At 60.3% G+C, this 15738-nt stretch carries 16 protein-coding genes, 1 other RNA gene and 2 pseudogenes; 12 read left to right on the forward strand and 7 right to left on the reverse strand.

What is annotated here, in order from left to right; translation table 11 throughout:
- The 4 genes from rho to ACIPL2_RS11130 form a co-directional block, all read left to right on the forward strand.
- The coding region (rho, locus tag ACIPL2_RS11115; protein WP_401356011.1) for a transcription termination factor Rho at positions 1–1179 on the forward strand (1179 nt) is incomplete at its 5' end.
- 140 nt (positions 1180–1319) lie between these two features.
- Complete coding sequence (gene ubiD, locus ACIPL2_RS11120) at positions 1320–2786, forward strand: 4-hydroxy-3-polyprenylbenzoate decarboxylase (protein WP_401356014.1); 1467 nt, start codon at positions 1320–1322, stop codon at positions 2784–2786.
- Positions 2786–3754, forward strand: a complete 969-nt coding sequence (locus ACIPL2_RS11125; protein WP_401356017.1) for a CDP-6-deoxy-delta-3,4-glucoseen reductase — start codon at positions 2786–2788, stop codon at positions 3752–3754. The genes ubiD and ACIPL2_RS11125 overlap by 1 nt, the downstream gene beginning before the upstream one ends.
- Positions 3755–4063: 309 nt before the next feature.
- On the forward strand, positions 4064–4735 hold the full coding sequence (locus tag ACIPL2_RS11130; protein ID WP_401356018.1) for a gamma-glutamylcyclotransferase: 672 nt from the start codon (positions 4064–4066) through the stop codon (positions 4733–4735).
- Here ACIPL2_RS11130 and glpT read toward each other — a convergent pair.
- Positions 4708–6060, reverse strand: a pseudogene (glpT, locus tag ACIPL2_RS11135) (glycerol-3-phosphate transporter). The gene ACIPL2_RS11130 and the pseudogene glpT overlap by 28 nt on opposite strands.
- 328 nt (positions 6061–6388) lie before the next feature.
- Here glpT and ACIPL2_RS11140 point away from each other — a divergent pair.
- A complete protein-coding gene (locus tag ACIPL2_RS11140) occupies positions 6389–7003 on the forward strand; it encodes an energy transducer TonB (protein ID WP_401356020.1) in 615 nt (204 codons plus the stop codon).
- A 110-nt stretch (positions 7004–7113) separates the two neighbouring features.
- On the opposite strand, the gene ACIPL2_RS11145 is transcribed toward ACIPL2_RS11140, so the two are convergent.
- The gene (locus ACIPL2_RS11145) at positions 7114–8091 is read right to left on the reverse strand and encodes an NADPH:quinone oxidoreductase family protein (RefSeq protein WP_219094980.1); all 978 of its coding nucleotides are present in this window, start codon (positions 8089–8091) and stop codon (positions 7114–7116) included.
- 150 nt (positions 8092–8241) lie between these two features.
- Here ACIPL2_RS11145 and ACIPL2_RS11150 point away from each other — a divergent pair, with 150 nt between their 5' ends.
- On the forward strand, positions 8242–8649 hold the full coding sequence (locus tag ACIPL2_RS11150) for a flagellar basal body-associated protein FliL (protein ID WP_401356022.1): 408 nt from the start codon (positions 8242–8244) through the stop codon (positions 8647–8649).
- Positions 8650–8776: 127 nt separating this feature from the next.
- On the opposite strand, the gene ACIPL2_RS11155 is transcribed toward ACIPL2_RS11150, so the two are convergent.
- Positions 8777–9232: an EVE domain-containing protein gene (locus tag ACIPL2_RS11155; protein ID WP_401356024.1), complete on the reverse strand. Its 456-nt coding sequence runs from the start codon at positions 9230–9232 to the stop codon at positions 8777–8779.
- Positions 9233–9427: 195 nt separating this feature from the next.
- On the opposite strand from ACIPL2_RS11155, the gene ACIPL2_RS11160 reads away from it, so the two are divergent.
- Positions 9428–9580: a hypothetical protein gene (locus ACIPL2_RS11160; RefSeq protein ID WP_007942433.1), complete on the forward strand. Its 153-nt coding sequence runs from the start codon at positions 9428–9430 to the stop codon at positions 9578–9580.
- A gap of 34 nt (positions 9581–9614) precedes the next feature.
- Here the strand turns inward: ACIPL2_RS11160 and ACIPL2_RS11165 are convergent, their stop codons facing one another.
- The 4 genes from ACIPL2_RS11165 to ACIPL2_RS11180 all read right to left on the reverse strand — a co-directional run bounded on the left by ACIPL2_RS11165 (position 9615) and on the right by ACIPL2_RS11180 (position 11037).
- Entirely contained in the window at positions 9615–10220 is a 606-nt protein-coding gene (locus tag ACIPL2_RS11165; RefSeq protein WP_401356153.1) for a 5-formyltetrahydrofolate cyclo-ligase, read from the reverse strand.
- 84 nt (positions 10221–10304) lie between these two features.
- A non-coding RNA gene (ssrS, locus tag ACIPL2_RS11170) (6S RNA) lies at positions 10305–10483 on the reverse strand.
- 30 nt (positions 10484–10513) lie between these two features.
- A complete protein-coding gene (locus ACIPL2_RS11175; protein WP_007942435.1) occupies positions 10514–10831 on the reverse strand; it encodes a cell division protein ZapA in 318 nt (105 codons plus the stop codon).
- The gene (locus ACIPL2_RS11180) at positions 10828–11037 is read right to left on the reverse strand and encodes a TIGR02449 family protein (RefSeq protein ID WP_007942437.1); all 210 of its coding nucleotides are present in this window, start codon (positions 11035–11037) and stop codon (positions 10828–10830) included. Before ACIPL2_RS11180 ends, ACIPL2_RS11175 begins: the two co-directional genes overlap by 4 nt.
- Positions 11038–11231: 194 nt before the next feature.
- Between ACIPL2_RS11180 and ACIPL2_RS11185 the strand changes: the two genes are divergently transcribed.
- The 5 genes and pseudogenes from ACIPL2_RS11185 to ACIPL2_RS11205 all read left to right on the forward strand — a co-directional run bounded on the left by ACIPL2_RS11185 (position 11232) and on the right by ACIPL2_RS11205 (position 15692).
- A complete protein-coding gene (locus tag ACIPL2_RS11185; RefSeq protein WP_401356027.1) occupies positions 11232–11792 on the forward strand; it encodes a YecA family protein in 561 nt (186 codons plus the stop codon).
- A 27-nt stretch (positions 11793–11819) separates the two neighbouring features.
- Entirely contained in the window at positions 11820–13154 is a 1335-nt protein-coding gene (pepP, locus tag ACIPL2_RS11190) for a Xaa-Pro aminopeptidase (protein ID WP_401356030.1), read from the forward strand.
- Positions 13151–14338, forward strand: a complete 1188-nt coding sequence (gene ubiH, locus ACIPL2_RS11195) for a 2-octaprenyl-6-methoxyphenyl hydroxylase (RefSeq protein ID WP_401356033.1) — start codon at positions 13151–13153, stop codon at positions 14336–14338. Before pepP ends, ubiH begins: the two co-directional genes overlap by 4 nt.
- 22 nt (positions 14339–14360) lie before the next feature.
- A pseudogene (locus tag ACIPL2_RS11200) lies at positions 14361–14465 on the forward strand (tetrameric acyl-CoA thioesterase); the annotation flags it as partial.
- A gap of 9 nt (positions 14466–14474) precedes the next feature.
- Positions 14475–15692 (forward strand): 2-octaprenyl-3-methyl-6-methoxy-1,4-benzoquinol hydroxylase, encoded by a 1218-nt coding sequence (locus tag ACIPL2_RS11205; protein WP_401356155.1) that lies wholly within the window; start codon positions 14475–14477, stop codon positions 15690–15692.
- Positions 15693–15738 lie beyond the last annotated feature (46 nt).

Raw genomic sequence — 15738 nt, forward strand, 5'->3', positions numbered from 1 at the left:
CGTTCGCGCAAGCAGGACGTGATTTTCTCCCTGCTCAAAAAGCACGCGAAAAGCGGCGAGGAAATCTCCGGTGATGGCGTGCTGGAGATTCTCCAGGACGGCTTCGGCTTCCTGCGCTCCGCTGACGCTTCCTATCTGGCTGGCCCGGACGATATTTACGTCTCGCCTAGCCAGATCCGCCGTTTCAACTTGCGCACCGGTGACACCATCGTTGGCAAGATCCGCCCTCCGAAGGAAGGCGAGCGTTATTTCGCGCTGCTCAAGGTCGACACGATCAACTACGATCGTCCCGAGAACGCGAAAAACAAGATTCTCTTCGAGAACCTGACCCCGCTGTTCCCGACCGTGCGCATGAAGATGGAAGCCGGCAACGGTTCCACCGAAGACTTGACCGGTCGAGTGATCGACCTGTGCGCCCCGATCGGCAAAGGCCAGCGCGGTCTGATCGTTGCACCGCCGAAAGCCGGTAAAACGATCATGCTGCAGAACATCGCGGCCAACATCGCGCGTAACAACCCTGAAGTTCATCTGATCGTCTTGCTGATCGACGAACGTCCGGAAGAAGTAACCGAAATGCAGCGCACCGTGCGCGGCGAAGTGGTTGCCTCGACGTTCGACGAGCCGCCAACCCGCCACGTGCAGGTTGCCGAAATGGTGATCGAAAAGGCCAAGCGCCTGGTCGAACACAAGAAAGACGTGGTGATCCTGCTCGACTCCATCACCCGTCTGGCTCGCGCCTACAACACCGTGATCCCGAGCTCCGGCAAAGTGCTCACCGGTGGTGTCGATGCCCACGCCCTGGAGAAACCGAAACGTTTCTTCGGCGCCGCGCGGAACATCGAAGAAGGCGGTTCGCTGACCATCATCGCCACCGCGCTGGTTGAAACCGGCTCGAAGATGGACGAAGTGATCTACGAAGAATTCAAAGGCACGGGCAACATGGAACTGCCGCTGGATCGCCGCATCGCTGAAAAACGCGTGTTCCCGGCCATCAACATCAACCGTTCCGGCACCCGCCGCGAAGAGTTGCTGACGGCTGACGACGAGTTGCAGCGCATGTGGATCCTTCGCAAGTTGCTGCACCCGATGGACGAAATCGCTGCCATCGAGTTCCTGGTCGACAAGCTGAAAACGACCAAGACCAACGATGAGTTCTTCCTGTCGATGAAACGCAAGTAAATCGAGCAGGCCAGCAGAAGCCGGGGAAACCCGGCTTTTTGCTATCTGATTTTTGATGAATGGCACTTCGGTGTTCTGAATAGAGGGGTTCGGCGCTAAACTGCCACCCCCGAACGGCACGGCCAATACGAGGCTCACGCATGCAGTATCGCGACTTGCGCGACTTTATCAGCGGCCTGGAAAAGCGCGGCGAACTCAAGCGCATCCAGGTTCCGGTGTCCCCAGTGCTCGAAATGACCGAGGTCTGCGACCGCACGTTGCGCGCCAAAGGCCCGGCCCTGCTATTCGAAAACCCTACCGGCTTTGACATTCCGGTGCTCGGCAACCTGTTCGGCACCCCCGAGCGCGTCGCGTTGGGCATGGGCGCCGAGGCGGTCAGTGAGCTGCGCGAGATCGGCAAGCTGCTGGCCTTCCTCAAGGAACCCGAGCCGCCCAAAGGCCTGAAAGACGCCTGGTCGAAACTGCCGATCTTCCGCAAGATCATCGCCATGGCGCCGAAAGTCGTCAAAGACGCGATCTGCCAGGAAGTGGTCATCGAAGGCGACGACGTCGACCTCGCGATGCTGCCGGTGCAGACCTGCTGGCCCGGCGACGTCGGCCCGCTGATCACCTGGGGCCTGACCGTCACCAAAGGCCCGAACAAGGATCGCCAGAACCTCGGCATCTACCGTCAGCAAGTGATCGGCCGCAACAAGGTCATCATGCGTTGGCTAAGCCACCGTGGCGGCGCGCTGGATTATCGCGAGTGGTGCGAGAAGCATCCGGGCCAACCGTTCCCGGTGTCCGTGGCGTTGGGCGCTGACCCGGCGACTATTCTCGGCGCGGTGACGCCGGTGCCGGACAGCCTCTCCGAATATGCCTTCGCCGGTCTGTTGCGCGGCAACCGCACCGAGCTGGTGAAGTGCCGTGGCAACGACCTGCAAGTGCCGGCCACCGCCGAGATTATCCTCGAAGGCGTGATCCATCCGGGCGAGATGGCCGATGAAGGTCCGTATGGCGACCACACCGGCTACTACAACGAAGTCGACAGTTTCCCGGTGCTCACCGTCGAGCGCATTACCCACCGGATCAAACCGATTTATCACAGCACCTACACCGGCCGTCCGCCGGATGAGCCGGCGATTCTTGGCGTGGCGCTGAACGAAGTGTTCGTGCCGATCCTGCAGAAGCAGTTCCCCGAGATCACCGACTTCTACCTGCCGCCCGAAGGCTGCTCGTACCGCATGGCCATCGTGACCATGAAGAAGTCGTATCCCGGCCATGCCAAGCGGGTAATGCTCGGTGTCTGGTCGTTTTTGCGACAGTTCATGTACACCAAGTTCGTTATCGTCTGTGATGACGATATCAACGCACGCGACTGGAACGACGTGATCTGGGCCATCACCACGCGCATGGACCCCAAGCGCGACACGGTGATGATCGACAACACGCCGATCGACTACCTCGACTTCGCCTCGCCGGTTTCCGGCCTGGGTTCGAAGATGGGGCTCGATGCCACGCATAAATGGCCGGGCGAAACCACCCGCGAGTGGGGCCGGGTCATCGTCAAGGACGAAGCCGTGACCCAACGGATCGATGCCATCTGGAATCAGTTAGGAATAGATTGATGCGTGTAACCTTGCAGCCCTCCGGAGCAGTGCTAGAGATTCTGCCCGGCGAGCGGATTCTCGATGGCGCACGGCGTCTGGGCTATGAATGCCCGCAAAGCTGTCGCAATGGCAATTGCCACGTCTGTGGCGCACTGCTGGTGGAAGGGCGAGTCGAGCAGGCCGGCGATGTGCGCGACCATGGCGAGTTCTACACTTGCATAGCAGAGCCGCTGGAAGACTGCATCGTGCTGTGGGATGGCGTGCTCGCGCTGGGAGAATTGCCGGTGCGCAGCTTGTCGTGTCAGGTCATTGAATGCAGGGATGTCGGCGGCGATACCTGGCGCGTGCGTTTGCGCGCACCGGCAGGCAAGCCACCGCGCTATCACGCAGGTCAGTATTTGATGATCGAACGGGAAAACGGCGAGAAATCCGCGTTCTCCCTGGCCTCGGCGCCGCATGGCGGGCGTGACCTGGAAATCCATGTGCTGGCGCGCGAAAGCAGTGCGCTGAGCCTGATCGAGCAGCTTCAGCGCAACTCGATGGTGCGGATCGAAATGCCGTTCGGCGATACCCACCTGGCGGAACTGCCGGACGGTCCGCTGGTGCTGATTGCCGCAGGCACAGGCATGGGCCAGATCCACAGTTTGATCGAACATTGCCGCGCGACCGGCTTCAAACACCCGGTGCATCTGTATTGGGGCGTGCGTCGTCCTGAAGACTTCTATGACATTGAACATTGGGATGAATGGCTGAAACTGCCTAACCTGTTCCTGCATAAAGTCGTCAGCGATCAATGCGGCTGGCAGGGGCGCTGCGGCATGTTGCATGAAGCGGTATGTGAAGACTTCCCTGATCTGAAAGCCTTGCACGTCTACGCCAGCGGCTCACCGGCGATGGTCTACGGCACGCTGGACGCGTTGGTCGAAGCCGGGATGGACGCCCATCAAATGCGCGCCGACGTATTTGCATACGCCCCCAGATCCTGAGGCTGCCCACCACACTGTAGGAGCGAGCTTGCTCGCGATGGACTCAAAAGCACCGCGGGAAAGCCTGACTTCCCGCGTAATCGTTAACGACCCTCGCGAGCAAGCTCGCTCCTACAGGTTATAACCCTCTATATAGCCGATCGGTATTTATAAATTTATATAAATACCGGTAGGTTATATGTCATCCAGGCATTCAGTTAAGAACTGTGCCATGGCATTCAAATTGCCTTAAAACATATGTGCCTTATTGTTACAGCGGTGCGTTCTATTAAGTAATCTTTACCCGCGGGGAGCTGAACGCTATTCGCCATGAGCGCCATTGAATCTGCTTTTTTGAACCTGCCTTACCCTCCGCGGCTCGATCTGGGGCCGCAGCTTACGCACGAACAATTGCTCAGCTCGATGCAATCGACCATGGCGCGCCACAAGGGCGGGCCGGTCTGGCTGTTCGCTTACGGTTCGCTGATCTGGCGGCCTGAATGCCCGGCGGTGGAACGTGTGCGCGGTCGGGTGCATGGCTACCATCGCGGTTTGTATTTGTGGTCCCACGAACATCGCGGCACGCCGGAAGTGCCGGGTTTAGTGTTTGGCCTGGATCGCGGCGGCTCTTGCAGCGGTTTCGCTTATCGCTTGCCCGAAGAACAACTCGACGCGTCGCTCTACGCCTTGTGGCAGCGCGAAATGCCCTTTCCATCCTATCGCCCACACTGGCTTAACTGCCGTCTTGAAGACGGAAGCCAGGTTCAGGCATTGGGATTTGTACTGGAGCGGCACCTGCCCAGCTATGCCGGCAACTTGCCGGATCATGTGCTGAGCCATGTGTTCGAAAATGCTTGCGGGCGTTATGGCACCACTCGCGATTATGTCGAGCAGACTGCCAACGCCCTGCGCAGCCACGCCATGCCAGACCGGAATCTGGAGGCGCGGCTCAAGCGTTGCAAGTCAACGTCCGATCAGGCGATGGCTTCTTCGCGGCTCTGACTGGCGACGTTCTTGTGACCCAGCGTGGGTGCCAGGAACGCCATCGCCAGCAGGCACGCGGCAACCAGCAGAATGAAACCGCCATCCCAACCGAAGTAGTCCACGGTGTAGCCCATGAGCGCACTGGCCGCGACTGAACCGCCCAAATACCCAAACAGACCGGTAAAACCAGCGGCTGTCCCGGCGGCTTTTTTCGGTACCAGTTCCAGCGCTTGCAAGCCCACCAGCATCACCGGACCGTAGATCAGGAAGCCGATCGCGAACAGCGAGATCATATCGATCATCGGGTTGCCCGGCGGGTTCAGCCAATACACGATCGTCGCGACGGTCACCAATGCCATGAACACCATGCCTGTCAGGCCACGGTTGCCACGGAAGACCTTGTCCGACATCCAGCCGCACAGCAGCGTGCCCGGAATGCCTGCCCACTCATAAAGGAAATACGCCCATGAGGTCTTGTCGAAGTCGAAGTGCTTGACCTCTTTGAGGTAGGTCGGCGCCCAGTCCAGGATGCCGTAGCGCAGCAGGTAGACGAAGACGTTGGCCAGGGCGATGAACCAGAGCATTTTGTTGCGCAGTACGTATTTGACGAAGATGTCCTTGGCGCTGAATTCGTCTTCGTGGCTGGCGTCGTAGCCTTCCGGGTAATCGTTTTTGTACTTCTCGATGGGCGGCAGGCCCGTCGATTGCGGTGTATCGCGCATCACAATGAAGGCAAATACGGCGACCAGCAGTGCCACGGCAGCCGGTACATAGAACTTGCTGTGCCAGTCGTTGAACCAGCCCATGCCGAGAATCGCCAGCGGGCCGATCAAGCCACCGCCGACGTTATGCGCGGTGTTCCACACCGACACCACACCGCCGCGCTCTTTCTGCGACCACCAATGCACCATGGTTCGCCCGCTCGGCGGCCAGCCCATGCCTTGCGCCCAGCCGTTGATGAACAACAGGATGAACATCATGGTCACGCTGGACGTCGCTCACGGCGCGAAACCGAAAACGAACATCACCCCGTCGGACACCACCAGGCCAAACGGCAGGAAGTAACGTGGGTTCGAGCGGTCGGACACAATGCCCATCAAAAACTTCGACAGGCCGTAGGCGATCGCAATCGCCGACATGGCCACGCCCAGCTGGCCTTTTGTATAGCCTTGGGCGATCAGGTCGGGGAAGGCCAGGGTGAAGTTCTTGCGCAGCAGGTAGTAACCGGCATAGCCAATGAAAATCCCGGCGAAGATCTGCCAGCGAAGGCGTCGGTAGGTGCTGTCTATTTTTTCTTCAGGCAATGGAGCCTGATGTGCGGCAGGACGAAAGAAAGCAAACATTCAAGAGCTCCAGATTTCTTGTTTTGACTGCGGATGCGAATGTTACAGTTTCGTTACCGAAAATAGCACCGGTTCGCATTGGCAAAACAGCGGAAACATTGGAGATCGCATGTTCTTTTACGAACATGTCGCTCAGGTATAAATGAACGACGTTGTAGGAAGCATTACCTCTGTCGCTTTGACGCCCTTCGTCTGTCCGAAGTAGGGCAGGGCTTTGGGAAATGTCCTTCGATTGAATGGGAAGTCGTGATGTTCTGTTTCAGGTCGCCGCGCTTTAACCTTTGTGCGGGTGCCAGGGTTGGCATTGCAGTCGCGAAGGAGAGGGGTTATGCGGTGGTTAGCGTGTGTGCTGTTGCTGATGGTGTCGATGGATATCAGGGCCGGGGAGGTGCTCCTGATACCTGAGCATAATCCCAAGCCGATTTACCCCCGGGCGCTTTACAGGGCCGGGAAAATCGGTGAGGTCCGGGTCGGGTTCACTGCCAATGCCGATGGTTCGGTCAGCCAGGTGAACATTTTGCAAAGCGACCATCCTGAACTGGCCGAAGCGTCCAGGGTCGCGATTGCACAGTGGCGATTCAAGCCGTGGGCGGTGGAGGGGGACACACTTGCCGAACTGGAAGTGGTTGCGCCCATGAGCTTCCGGCTGGATCTGGACACGCCCATCCACACCAACCAATGGCTCAAAAAGCTGCGATGCCGTGACATTAATGAGGCTCTGGCCGATTTCCCGGAACACGCGTGGGTGGATACAGCAGTGTTTGATTACACCCGAGCTTACCTGTCGAACGTGTTTCATATCACTCAATTGCCAGACGAGAAGCGTCTGGCGCTGATCGCCACGCTCAACAGGCGTGTGCCCACCATCGTCAGGCAATGCCGTCGCGGCCCCGTCCTCAAATACATGAGTTTGCTGCCGAAGGAGGTTCGCGAGTTGCTTTAGTCCCGGCCAAAAAAAGCCCTCGATCCTGAGATCGAGGGCATTTTTATACTCGTACAACACCCGTAGGAGCCAGGCTCGCCGGCGAAGGCGTCATCAGCCGTAGCGCAGGCTCAGCGAACCTGAACCACCACTTTCCCGACCGCTTTACGCTGGCCCAGATCATTAATGGCTTGCGCCGCATTGCTCAGCGGATACACCTGCGACACCAGCGGCTTCAACTTGCCCTCGGCAAACCAGCCAAACAACTGCTGGAAGTTCGCCGCGTTGTCTTGTGGCTGGCGTTGGGCGAACGAGCCCCAGAACACGCCGACCACCGCTGCACCCTTGAGCAGCGCCAGGTTTACTGGCAGTTCCGGGATGCGTCCACTGGCGAAGCCGACCACCAGCAACCGACCATTCCAGGCGATGGCACGGATGGCCTGGTCGAACAGGTCGCCGCCCACCGGGTCGTAGATCACGTCGGCACCCTGGCCATCGGTCAGGCGCTTGATTTCATCCTTGAGGCTGGTTTCGCTGTAGTTGATCAGTTCATCGGCGCCGGCCGCCTTGGCCACCGCGAGTTTTTCGGCGCTGCTGGCGGCGGCGATCACGCGGGCGCCCATGGCTTTGCCGATTTCCACGGCAGCCAGACCGACACCGCCGGAGGCGCCGAGTACCAGCAAGGTTTCACCGGGTTGCAGATTGGCCCGTTGCTTGAGCGCGTGCATCGAGGTGCCGTAAGTCATGCTGAAGGCGGCGGCGGTGTTGAAGTCCATCGACGGCGGGATCGGCAGCACGTTGTAGCCCGGCACCGCGACCTGTTCGGCGAAGCTGCCCCAGCCGGTCAGGGCCATGACCCGGTCGCCGACTTTCAGGTGGCTGACCTTTTCGCCCACCGCACTGACCACGCCAGCCGCTTCACCGCCCGGGGAAAACGGGAAGGGCGGCTTGAACTGGTATTTACCCTCGATGATCAGCGTGTCCGGGAAATTCACCCCGGCGGCGTGCACGTCCAGCAGGATTTCATTCTTCTTCGCGACAGGACTGGCGACGTCTTCCAGCACCAGCGATTCGGCAGGGCCGAAGGCTTTGCACAGCACGGCTTTCATCAGGGCTATTCCTTTGGGAGTGATGGCCGATAAGTGTAGGTGTGTGAATCGACGGGTCAACGAGCATGCCCCGCCCTGATAGTCAGCCATAAGCTTGTGCTAGCGCGGAGGGTCGATATGCTAGGCCGCAAACCGGATAAGGAGCGAATTGTGAAAGCGTGGATCATGTTGTTGCTGGCCCTGTCTCTGCCCGTGGCAGCGATGGCCGAAGAAGCCAAAGAAGGTTCGGCGCCGAAGGTCAATTACATCACCTTGAGCCCGCCGTTCGTGGGCAACTACGGGCTGGACGGCACGCCGAAGCTCAAGGTCTACAAGGCCGATGTGGCGTTACGGGTGTCCGGGGAAGAAGCGACCAAACTGGTCAAGGCCAACGAGCCGTTGATTCGTAATCAGCTGGTGGCGCTGTTTGCCCAGCAGACGACCGAGGCGATGAACAATGTCGAGGCCAAGGAAAAGCTGCGTCAGGAAGCGTTGAAGCAGACCCAGCAAATAATGAACGACGAAACCGGTCAGCCGGTGGTTGAGGATTTGTTGTTCAACAACCTCATCATCCAGTAAGACTTTCGCTGTCCCGGCGGGCCTCTTCGCGAGCAAGCCCGCTCCCACATTTGACCGTATTTAACATGAAAACGCGGTCAAATGTGGGAGCGGGCTTGCTCGCGAAGGCATTCTTTCAGTCAATAAATCAATCAGGCTTCAACGCGATAACCGCCGCCCACTGCTCAGCCGTCACCGGCATCACCGACAGTCGCGACCCTTTCTGCACCAACGGCATCTCGGCCAGAGCCGTCTGCTGTTTCAGGTAATCCAGCTTCAACACTCTGGAAAACGTCTCGACATGCGCGACATCGATCGCGCTCCAGGCGTTTTTCTCAGCGGACGCCTTCGGATCGAAGTAATGACTCTCTGGCTCCAGCGCCGTCGGGTCCGGATACGCGGCTTCGACAATTTTGCCGATCCCGGCAATTCCCGGCTCCGGGCAGCTGGAGTGATAAAAGAAAAACTCGTCACCGACCGCCATGGCCCGCAAAAAGTTACGCGCCTGATAGTTGCGAACCCCGTCCCAGCGTGCTGTGCCCAACTTCTCCAGACCTTTGATCGAGAGTTCGTCGGGCTCGGATTTCATCAGCCAATAGGCCATGGTTTTTGCTCCTTGCGAGGTGAGTGGGCAAGTTGTCGGTCAATTTTATGACAAACCGACAGTCGGTTGACGCCAGCGTTTGCGTGTCGGTTCACGTTGTCGCAAAATGCCGGCCTTCTAAGCTTGACGCTGCTGCACGGCCTACAACGGAAACCGCTGCTGTCATCGTGTTGATGTGCCTTTGGGGGGCAATCGATGAAACGCAAACCGGATTTACTATGGATTTTGGTTATTTTGTTCGGCCTCGGCGTCGTGACTACCGGCTATGCCCAAAGCTTGTGGAACAACAAGACCGACGCACCGATCGAAATCGCCCAGCAACAACAGCCGTCAGCCTTCAAGCGCTGATCGGTCTTTTCGACGCCGCTGATTCCAGTGGCGTCTAGCCTGCGAAATACCACGCCTTGTCTGTCACCGTTCCTTGCAGCGGCACATCCCAGCTCGCCTGAGCCAATCGCTCGACCTTCTGACATTCATGGGCCAGCCCCAGCAGCGTCGGCTTGCGCCAGTTTTTGCGCCGCGCCAGGTACGCCAGGCTCCGGTCGTAGAAACCACCGCCCATGCCCAGTCGCCCGCCGACATCGTCAAACCCCACCAACGGCAGCAACACCAGGTCCAGCGCCCAGACTTTGCGTTGCCGGGCGAGGTTGTGCAGGGGTTCGAGAATACGGAAGCGGTTGGGTTTCAGTTTTTCACCGGGGCGGATCCGCTGGAACACCATTTTGGTTCGCGGCCAGGCGCTGAGTACCGGCAGGTAGGTGGCCTTGCCCCGACGTTGCGCGGCACGCAGCAGCACGCGCGGATCGATTTCACCGTCGGTGGGCAGATACAGTGAGATGTGTTTTGCGCGGCGGAACAGCGGTTGCTGGGCCAATTGCTTGTACAACCCGTGAGCGGCCTGGCGCTGCTGACTGGGTGTCAGTGCGCGACGGGCCTTGCGCAGCATGCGTCGAAGTTGCGGTCGGGGTAGCAGCGCAGGTTCGGTCATGAATTCGGGCTCGTGGAATGAGTCCATGAAGCGTACCCGTAAAAAAGCCGATGCCGGTATTTAAACCGGCATCGGATTGGAATCAGGCTCCCCGGATGAACCGCTGCTGACTTAGCCCTTGAACCCGAAAGTTCAAGGTGGAAGATGCAGTAGGCTTTAAGGCTTTCCGTCTAGCGGACATGCACACCAGCCCAACGTGCAACTTCCAGGGTAGTGCGAATCGGCTCAGGGACGTGGTCAACTGGCAAGCACCCCAGGGAGTGAAGCGAGTATACCCCAAGCCGTTTCACGTTTCAGCCCTTGGTGACGTCCGGATCGGTTGCGAGCACCAAATCGACACGGTCCAGCAGGTCGCGAACCTGCTCGCGAGTCGAGCCGCTGGCCTGTACATCCGGGCGTTCTTCCTTGTGCAGCAGGTCGTGGGTGATGTTCAGCGCGGCCATCACGGCGATGCGATCGGCACCGATGACTTTGCCGCTGCTGCGGATTTCACGCATCTTGCCGTCCAGGTAACGGGCTGCGCTCACCAGATTGCTGCGCTCTTCCTGGGGGCAAATGATCGAATATTCTTTGTCGAGGATCTGCACGGTTACGCTATTGCTTGAACTCATGAGTCTTGCTCCAGGGCCTTGAGGCGCGAAATCATTGATTCGACCTTACGCCGGGCGATTTCGTTCTTTTCAATGAGGTGAGCGCGTTCCTCGCGCCAGGTCTTTTCCTGAGCTAATAGGAGTCCGTTTTGACTCTTTAGTTGCTCGACTCGGCTAATTAGCAGTTCGAGTCTGGCCATCAGCGCTTGCAGGTCGGTGTCTTCCATTGTCTTCACTGTCTGATGGGTGTCGGACCGTAGGAGCGAGCTTGCTCGCGATGAACCCGAGAACGCCGCGGGGTGTCAGGTACTCAGCGTTATCGTTGGCGAGCATCGCGAGCAAGCTCGCTCCTACAGGGGTAGTCGATGTAGGATACAAGGCCTTCATTCTAGACATAGCGCCGTCTGGCGCCTAGCTGCCCATGCCCATTCAGAATTCTCCGTACCAAGCCTTCGCCACCCTGCTGACTTCCAGCGGTCATAACGTCTCGCCTGCCGAACTGCATGGCCTGTTGCTCGGCCGCAGTTGCGCCGGTGCCGGCTTTGATGCCGAAGGCTGGTTGATCGATGCCGCCGAGCTGCTCGAAAGCGAGCCGCAAGACAATGTCCGCAATGCCCTGATCGGTTTGCAGGAGATGGTCAAGGGCGAACTCACCGGCGACGACGTGACCGTCGTTCTGCTGCTGCCGACCGATGACGAGCCGCTGGCCGATCGTGCCGCTGCACTGGGCCAATGGTGCCAGGGCTTCCTTAGCGGTTTCGGCTTGAACTGCCGTGACAGCAGCATGCTCAGCACCGAAGCCACCGAAGTGCTGCAAGACCTGGCGGCCATCGCCCAGGTGCAAGACGCCCTTGAAGAGTCCGACGACGGCGAGAGCGACTACATGGAAGTCATGGAATACCTGCGCGTCGCGCCGCTGCTGCTGTTCAGTGAAACCAGGAAGCCGGACGCGCCGGCTGCCGCCAAACCGTCGTTGCATTAATCGCGAGCCAGGAAAAGCCATCTGCCCATGATTCATATCCCGAAATCGGAATACAGCCGTCGCCGCAAGGCCCTGATGGCGCAGATGGAACCCAACAGCATCGCCATCCTGCCTGCCGCCGCGGTGGCCATTCGTAACCGTGACGTCGAGCACGTCTATCGCCAGGACAGCGACTTCCAGTACCTCAGCGGTTTCCCCGAGCCACAGGCCGTCATCGTGCTGATGCCCGGCCGTGAGCATGGCGAATACCTGCTGTTCTGCCGTGAGCGCAATGCCGAACGCGAGTTGTGGGACGGCTTGCGCGCCGGCCAGGAAGGCGCGATCCGTGACTTTGGCGCCGACGACGCGTTCCCCATCACCGACATTGACGACATCCTGCCGGGCCTGATCGAAGGGCGCGACCGGGTGTATTCGGCCATGGGCAGCAACCCGGAATTCGACCGGCACCTGATGGACTGGATCAACGTGATCCGCTCCAAGGCGCACCTTGGCGCCCAGCCACCGAACGAATTCGTTGCCCTGGATCATCTGCTGCACGACATGCGCCTGTATAAATGGGCGGCAGAAGTGAAGGTGATGCGCGAGGCCGCGCGGATTTCCGCCCAGGCGCATATCCGCGCGATGCAGGCCAGCCGCGCCGGGCTGCATGAGTTCAGCCTCGAAGCCGAGCTCGATTACGAGTTCCGCCGGGGCGGGGCGAAGATGCCGGCCTACGGTTCGATTGTCGCGTCGGGGCGCAACAGCTGCATCCTGCATTACCAGCAGAATGACGCGGTGCTCAAGGACGGTGACCTGGTGCTGATCGACGCCGGTTGCGAGATCGACTGCTACGCCAGCGACATCACCCGCACCTGGCCGGTCAATGGCAAGTATTCGGCGGAACAGAAGGCGATCTATGAACTGGTGCTGGCGTCGCAAGAAGCCGCATTTGCCCAAATCGCGCCGAACAAGCACTGGAATCAGGCGCACGAAGCCACGGTTCGAGTAATTACTGCCGGTCTGGTGCAACTGGGCCTGCTGCAAGGCGATGTCGACGAGTTGATCGCCAGCGAAGCCTATAAAGCCTTTTACATGCACCGCGCCGGCCACTGGCTGGGCATGGATGTGCATGACGTCGGCGAGTACAAGGTCGGCGGCGAATGGCGCGTGCTGGAAGTCGGCATGGCGCTGACCGTGGAGCCGGGCATCTACATCGCCCCGGACAACCAGAGCGTGGCGAAGAAATGGCGCGGCATTGGCGTGCGCATCGAGGACGACGTAGTGGTGACCAAGACCGGTTGTGAAATATTAACCAAAGGCGTGCCGAAAACGGTCGCCGAGATCGAAGCCTTGATGGCCGCCGCACGGGCACAAGCGGCATGAGTCGAGTCAATCTGGCCATCATCGGTGGCGGTCTGGTGGGAGCCAGTCTGGCGTTAGCCTTGCAGGCCGGGGCCAAGGCTCGCGGCTGGAAGATCGTGCTGATCGAACCGTTCGCGCCGGGCGACACTTATCAGCCGAGCTACGACGCCCGCTCTTCGGCGCTGTCGTACGGTGCCAAGCAGATTTATCAGCGGTTGGGCGTGTGGCAGGAAATCTCCCGCCGCGCCGAGCCGATCAAACAGATTCATGTCTCCGACCGTGGGCGTTTTTCAACGGCGCGACTGTCGGCGATGGAAGAAGGCGTTCCGGCGCTGGGTTACGTGGTGGAAAACGCCTGGCTCGGCCAATGCCTGTGGCAAGGTCTGGACAAGGACGTGATCAGTTGGCGTTGCCCGGCGGAAGTCACGCGCATGGAGCCGCTGACCGATGGCTATCGCCTGACCCTCAACGATGAAACCACCCTGGAATGCGACCTCGCGGTGCTCGCTGATGGCGGCCGTTCCGGCCTGCGCGAGCAACTGGGGATCGGCATTAAGAAGCGCCCGTACAACCAGAGCGCGCTGATCGCCAACATCACCCCGAGTGAAGCGCACAACGGCATGGCCTTCGAGCGTTTCACCGACGACGGCCCGATGGCCTTGTTGCCGCTGCCGGAAAACCGCTGCGCGCTGGTCTGGACGCGTCTGGGGATGGACGCGCAACGCTTGGCTGCCCTCGATGAAAGAAGCTTTCTCAGCGAGTTGCAGGGCGTGTTCGGTTATCGCCTCGGTACCTTGAAGCAGGTCGGCGTGCGGCATTTGTACCCGCTGACCCTGATCGAGGCCGAAGAGCAGGTGCGGCCGCATCTGGCGATTCTCGGCAACGCCGCCCACAGCCTGCACCCGATTGCCGGCCAGGGTTTCAACCTGTCGCTGCGGGATGCCCAGGCCTTGGCCGACGCTTTGCTGGCCAGCGAGACTTCGCCCGGCGACTTCGCGACCTTGCAGGCTTACCGCGAGCGTCAGCGCATGGATCAGAACCTGACCGTCGGTTTCTCCGATCAGGTCACGCGTTTGTTCGGCAGCACCCAGCCGCTGGTGTCCCTGGGACGCAACCTCGGCCTGCTCGGCCTCGATCTGCTGCCTCCGGCCAAACGCTGGTTCGCCCGGCAGGCCATGGGCTTGGGTACGCGTCCCGATGCTTGAGTGGCGGGTTGACGCGCACTCTCTGCCGCGATTGCAGGTCGATATTCACGACGGCGCGGGCCCCTTGGCGGCGCCGGTCGAAAAACCCCTTTACGTGCGGTGCAAACCGCAAGCGAGACAGGCTTAAAGCATGGAAATGCGCGCAGATCTGCTGATTGTCGGGGCTGGAATGGTCGGCAGCGCCCTGGCGCTGGCGTTGCAGGACAGCGGGCTGGAAGTCCTGCTGCTGGACGGCAGCCCCCTGAGCGTCAAACCGTTTGATGTGCAGGCGTCGTTCGAGCCGCGAGTGAGCGCCTTGTCGGCGGCCAGCCAACGGATTCTTGAGCGCCTGGGCGTCTGGGACGGCATCGCCCATCGGCGCAGCAGCCCTTACACCGACATGCAGGTGTGGGATGGCAGCGGCACCGGGCAGATTCATTTCTCGGCGGCCAGTGTGCATGCCGACGTGCTCGGGCACATCGTCGAGAACCGTGTGGTTCAGGACGCTTTGCTCGACCGTTTGCACGACTGCGACCTCGGGATGCTGGCCAATGCGCGCCTGGAACAGATGCGCCGCTCCGGCGACGACTGGCTGCTGACCCTGGCCGATGGCCGCACACTGCGCGCACCGCTGGTGATCGCAGCGGACGGCGCCAACTCGGCGGTGCGGCGCCTGACCGGCGTGGCCACGCGCGAGTGGGATTACTTGCACCATGCGATTGTCACCAGCGTGCGCAGCTCAATGCCTCATCAGCTGACGGCCTGGCAGCGTTTCACCGATAACGGTCCTTTAGCGTTCCTGCCGCTGGAACGCGACGGTCAGCAAGATTGGTGTTCGATCGTCTGGTCGACCACGCCGAGCGAAGCCGAACGCCTGATGGCGCTGGATGACGACGGCTTCTGCAAAGCGCTGGAGCGCGCCTTTGAAGGTCGACTCGGCAGCGTGCTCAGCGCTGACCCGCGTCTGTGCGTGCCGCTACGCCAGCGCCACGCCAAGCGTTACGTGGCGGAAGGCCTGGCGCTGATCGGCGACGCAGCGCACACCATTCACCCGTTGGCCGGGCAGGGCGTGAACCTGGGTTTCCTCGATGCCGCCGTATTGGCCGAAGTGCTGTTGCAAGCGGCTGCGCGTGGCGAGCGTCTGGCGGATGTGAAGGTGCTGAGCCGTTACGAGCGTCGGCGCATGCCCCACAACCTGGCGTTGATGGCGGCGATGGAGGGGTTTGAGCGGTTGTTCCAGGCGGATCCGCTGCCGGTGCGCTGGTTGCGCAATGCCGGGTTGAAGATGGTCGACCAGATGCCGGAAGCGAAGGCGCTGTTTGTGCGTGAGGCGCTGGGGTTGACCGGGGATCTGCCGGCGCTGGCCAAGGCTTGAGATTTTTGCTGAAGCTGAGGGCCTCTTCGCGGGCGAGCCTCGCTCC

Origin of the sequence: Pseudomonas sp. NPDC086251 (genome assembly GCF_044746405.1) — a bacterium.
Taxonomy (GTDB): domain Bacteria; phylum Pseudomonadota; class Gammaproteobacteria; order Pseudomonadales; family Pseudomonadaceae; genus Aquipseudomonas.